This window comes from Protofrankia sp. Cas8, from assembly GCF_963555845.1.
GTDB lineage: Bacteria > Actinomycetota > Actinomycetes > Frankiales > Frankiaceae > Protofrankia.
This window is the reverse complement of sequence record NZ_CAUVXI010000036.1, coordinates 1-4,785: the sequence shown is the minus strand read 5'-3', so window position 1 is coordinate 4,785 and position 4,785 is coordinate 1. Positions and strand designations below refer to the sequence as shown.

At 71.9% G+C, this 4,785-nt stretch carries 4 protein-coding genes and 1 pseudogene; 2 read left to right on the top strand and 3 right to left on the bottom strand.

What is annotated here, in order from left to right; all coding sequences use genetic code 11:
• From U9977_RS08065 to U9977_RS08055, 3 genes are all read right to left on the bottom strand, one after another.
• A partial coding sequence (locus tag U9977_RS08065) for a serine protease (RefSeq protein WP_322748567.1) occupies positions 1-2,263 on the bottom strand: 2,263 nt, incomplete at its 3' end.
• 30 nt (positions 2,264-2,293) lie between these two features.
• Positions 2,294-2,617, bottom strand: a complete 324-nt coding sequence (locus U9977_RS08060) for a trypco2 family protein (RefSeq protein ID WP_322748566.1) — start codon at positions 2,615-2,617, stop codon at positions 2,294-2,296.
• A gap of 632 nt (positions 2,618-3,249) precedes the next feature.
• Entirely contained in the window at positions 3,250-3,951 is a 702-nt protein-coding gene (locus U9977_RS08055) for a phosphate signaling complex PhoU family protein (protein ID WP_322748565.1), read from the bottom strand.
• 84 nt (positions 3,952-4,035) lie between these two features.
• Between U9977_RS08055 and U9977_RS08050 the strand changes: the two genes are divergently transcribed.
• Together U9977_RS08050 and U9977_RS08045 are read left to right on the top strand one after the other, a co-directional pair.
• On the top strand, positions 4,036-4,368 hold the full coding sequence (locus U9977_RS08050; RefSeq protein ID WP_322748564.1) for a hypothetical protein: 333 nt from the start codon (positions 4,036-4,038) through the stop codon (positions 4,366-4,368).
• Between the two features lie 44 nt (positions 4,369-4,412).
• Positions 4,413-4,659 (top strand): annotated as a pseudogene (locus U9977_RS08045) (DDE-type integrase/transposase/recombinase); the annotation flags it as partial.
• Positions 4,660-4,785 lie beyond the last annotated feature (126 nt).

Here is a 4,785-nt window from a genome sequence, read left to right as displayed (position 1 = left end):
CTTCGGTGGCGGGGGCGAGCGCCTCGGCGCGCCGGCCCACCGCCGACAGTCGGATCGCCAGGTTGTTCAGCGACCCCGCGAGAGCATCGGTCGCGGGGGTCCTGGTATCGGCGGTCTGGCGGTGGTGGGTGACAGTCTGCCCGGCAAGGACGACCGCGAGCTCGGCTAGTGCCCGGCTCGGGTGGGGCAGACCGGCCAACGCGGCGGGGGCGCTGGCGGGTCGGGGCGCGGCGGTGAGCGTACCGGCGAGAGCGGACGGTAGCGCAGAGACCGGGTCGTCGTTGCGGTGGGCGACGGTAGTGGTGACCAGGTCGGGCAGGGTGGCGTCGAGGAGTCCTTCGGTCGCCGTACGTACCGGCGGGCGGCCGGCGGCGCGGGTGAGCTCGTCGAGCAGGCCGGCGAGGGATCGGTGGGCCTGGTCGGTCAGCCGGCCGGCTCCGTCGGTACGGGTAGCGAGCAGGATCGAGACGGCCGCGGTGGCGAGGTCGGCGAGCCCGGCGGTCTCGGTGAGGAGCTGTTCGGCCAGCAGGTCCGGGCGCAGCGGTCCGACACCGCCGCCCGGCGCGGGGTACACCGACCGCAGCCACCGGTAGATCGCTGTGAGGGTGCGGGCTGTCTCGCCATCCAACCCGGCTACCGCGCCCAGCACGGTGACCGTGTCCGGCTGGGATACCGGGGCGGTGAGCGTAGTCATGACAACCGCGTGCACGGCCGCCGCGTCGGCGGGACTGTCGTCGGCCTCCACCGCGAACGAGCCGAGCTCGCGGTGATGCAGGCCTTTCGACCAGCGGGCGCGTTCCAGATTCAACACACCATGCAGGATCTTGCCGCGGACGTCCCCGGTGGTGGTGTCGGGCAGTGGGTCGCGGTCCACGGTCGCCAGCAACATCGTCATGTGGACCAGGAGCGCATTGTCGAACGCCTCGGCTGACAGCCGGGGCACCGCGGCAGGCGCGGTGTCCGGGCCAAAGGGGGCGAACGCGGCGGCGGCCGCGGCGGCGTGCTGGTCGCGGGCCTGCGCGTCAAGCGGCCGGTCGGACAGCGCGACAACCCCGTCCAGCAGCCCGCCGGCGGCACCCTTGGTGTCCCGGTCGAGTGTGTTCCACCAGCCGGCGTCCCGGTCGAGGTGACGGGCCAGCAGCAGCAGCCGGACCCGCACCCGCGACCGGGTGAGCGCATCGATGAGGTCGGGGAGCAACGGTCCGGCGAGGTCGGCGTCATCGACGACCAGCAGCGTCGCACGGTCCACCGCCGACCCGGCGGCGCCGGCGGTCTCCCGGACGAACCCGGCGTCCCAGTCCAGGCCTGTGCCGGTGAGCCGGGCGCACACCTCGGCGGCCAGCCGGGTCTTCCCCGTCCCACCCCCACCCGTGACGACCGTGAGGCGGAAACGGTCCCGGCGCGCCGGGATCCCGGCGCCCGGGGTGACACACCAGTCGACCAGCTCGTCGACCATGTCGTCCCGGCCGGCAAACGGCACTACCCCGTGTTCCGGCCGCAGCAGTCGGGCCGGTGTGGCGTCCGGCGCCGACCAGTCCGGCAGCGGCTCGTACGGCACGGTCAACTCGACGACCCGGCCGGCACCGGCCGCGATGCGCACCGGCCCGGCCAGGTCCTCCAGCGGGGGCGGCTGCCCGCCCGTCAGTTCCCCCAGCCGCGTGCCCAGCCCGGCCGCCAGCAGCCCGGCGACCGGGCTGACGATCAGCCGGCCGTTGAAGCGGACAGCGTCGTCGGTGACCACTCCGACCAGCAGACCGCCGGCGAACACCGGCCCGCCGGACATCCCCGCCCACGCGGACATCGGCTCGCCGTTCGGTGACGGTTGGCGCAGCCGTGGCGACGGGGACTGCACCGAGAAATCCAGCCGGCCGCTTTTGAACTCCCACGTCACAGAGCCAAGTGCTGACTCGCTGCCGCGGACCCCGTCGGGACGGGCCTTCGCCCAGGGAAACCCGACCGTCACCGCGCTCACGGGTTCGGCGTCGACGCGCCGCTCATCGAGGCGACCCCATCCGACGCCGCTCGTCACCGCCGCCCACGGCCGGCCGGCGACCTTCAGTAGCGCACCATCGCACGACTCATCCGACCAGACGACCGCCGCGCTCAACCACTGCGCCGACCCGAGCGGGCGGACCTCGCAGGAACCTGCGCCGGCCGCCACGACATGTTCAGCGGTCAGCACCAGCCTGTCCGTCACCGCATACCCGGAGCCGACCTTCCCGGCCGCGTACACCTCGACGATCCGTGCCGCATCAAGCCCCACCAGATGCCCCCGATCAGCTCAGACGTGGCGTTAGGCCGGCCGCTTGGCCACGGCGTCCGCCACGTGCAACGACACCACCGTGCCGTCCGGCATCCGCCGCCCTGGGGTCAACGTGACCGCCAGCCGGTGTACCGAACCGACGTCACGTTTGGCCGCGGCATCCGCGGACAGCACCCAGAACTTCGCACCGGTCGTGACCTCACCAGAAGTCGTCACCGCCACCTGAAACTCAAGACTGATCTCACCGACCGCGAAGTCGATCTCACCCGCGGCACCATCGGCCAACGCCTGCGTGAACTGCGCACGCACCGTTCTGATCACCACGGCAAGATCTACACCAGGCTCGTTCGGCACTGTACCCCCGCACATCGATTCGCCCGGACACCCGGTAACGCGAGCAATCTGTGGCATTGCGTGATGCCGGGCAGGATACTCCGCCCTTGCGGTGGCTCCGATCGCTTCCCCGACAGGCCTGAGGGCACCGGCTATCGGCGCGACGGGCCGGACAATCACAGCACGTAACGCCACGAGCCCGTCCACACGATCATTCGGCGCCTCGCCATTGCCCAGCAGCTAACCTGAGATCGTGGTCGCCGCCGACGGATCCGGCCGGACGGCCGCTGACGGCGACCGGTTCGGCTGGGCCGACGCGCTACGAACCCTCGGTCACGCCTGTGCCGTGGTCGGTCTTGATGCTGCGGATGCCCGGCCGATGCGGCTCGGCGAAAACGCAATCATCTGTCTCGACTCGCCACCGGTGGTCGCCCGGATCGCGCGAACGGTCGACTACCTGCCGGACGTGACCAAAGAGGTCGCCGTAGCACGGTGGTTCGCGAGCATCGATTTTCCGGCCGTGCGCCTTCTCCCGGACATCGATCAGCCGCTGGTCATCGATGGCCGGGTGGTGACCTTCTGGCGCAAGGAGCGGCACGTGCCGCGCCGCGCGACGGCTGCGCGTGGCGCTGGCGCGCCAATCGCCGTGGAGCCTACCGGGGGTGGATTCCCATCTGGGGGGACAGCAAGAGGCCATCGGGCAGGGGCGGGAGCCGGTGCAGACGGGTGAGGCGGCGGGCGGCGGTGGCGGCCTGGTCGGCGTAGCGCTCGTAGTAACGCGACAGCAGGGTGAGGTCCACGGCCCGTTGGACGCCGTGGGGCCAGTCGGGGTCGGTGACGGTGGTCATCAGCTGGCGGTGGATGCGGTCGATGGGGTCGTCGCCGGCGACGACGCATCCGGCGGCGGCGACCGGGTCGTCGGCGCGCAGCGCGTCGGCGAGGCGGTGGGCCTGGTCGGCGCACAGCCGGCCGAGGCCGGTGAGGGTGGGTCGCAGGCCGGCGGGGACCGTCACGGTGGGGGCGCGGAGATCGGCGATGGCGGCAATGTGGTCGGCGAGTTCTCCCATCCGCTGTACCGCCATGGTGATCCGCAGGCTGGCCATGACCAGATGCAGGTCGCCGGCGACCGGGCTTTGGCGGGCCAGCAGGACGACCAGGTCGTCGTCCAATGTCTGGCAGGCGGCGCGCAGCCCGACGGTGGCGGAGTGCACGCCGGCGGTGGCGGCCCGTGCGGTCACCGCGACGGTCGCCTCGGTGAGGATCTGACTGGTCTGGTCGGCAAGCGCGGCAAGCAGGAGACGGAGCCGGTGGAGGTCCGCGGTGTACTCGAAGCGGTGCGGTCCGGGCGTGTCCATGCCCCCTATTGTCCGCGGCGTGTCCGTGGGTGCACCAGTGGTTGCGCCCGGCAGTAGTCGGCCCCTCCGGGGTGGCTGTGTCGCGTGGCACTCACCCCGGCCAGCACATACAGTGACCTCATGGATGTGATAGGTGACGGTCAGGTGGTGGATCTCGCGGCGGTCGCGGCGGGCCTGGCCACCCGCGGGCTCTCGGTGGCCGCCTGGGAGGTGGTCGGTTGGCCGGCGAACCGCGGCTACGCCCGCGCCCACGGTCACGACGGCGGCGTCGTCGGTGTCCTCCCCCTCGACGGCACGACACCGCCACCGGCTCCGGACATCGTCGCCCTGCTCGCCCGGGTCGCCGCGCGATCCGACCCGCGCCGGTCTACACCCGCACCGACACCGGCTGGGCCGTGTCGCTGGCCGACGTGCTGATCGACCACCTGCGCCCCGGGTACACCGCCCGCGGCTGAATCCCGCTGCTGCCCACTGCCCATCACCTTGATACCCGGCGGGCGAACAACCGGATCGAGTCCGATCACAGCCAGCTGAAAGCCCGGTTGCGGCCGATGCGCGGGCTGAAACGCTTCCGCTCCGCCCAGCCGGTCAGTTCCGGGCATGCGTTCGCGGGAGAACATCCGCCGCGGCCACTACAAACTCAGGGTCGACACCGACCCGCACCTGCGGCTGCCGGCTGCCGTCGCCGAGCTCACCCTGACGATCTGATCATCGGTCCGACAGAGCTTGCCATGTCCTGCCTTCGCGTAATGCAACAAAGCCGATCCGAGCCCTCCGTCGGGTTGAGCGTCGACCGCTCCCGCGAGGCTCCGGACGGCGGACTCCGGACCGTTC

Excerpts from the sequence above, each read along its gene's own strand:
- U9977_RS08055 (WP_322748565.1), bottom strand. The coding sequence starts at position 3,951 with ATGGACACGCCCGGACCGCACCGCTTCGAGTACACCGCGGACCTCCAC.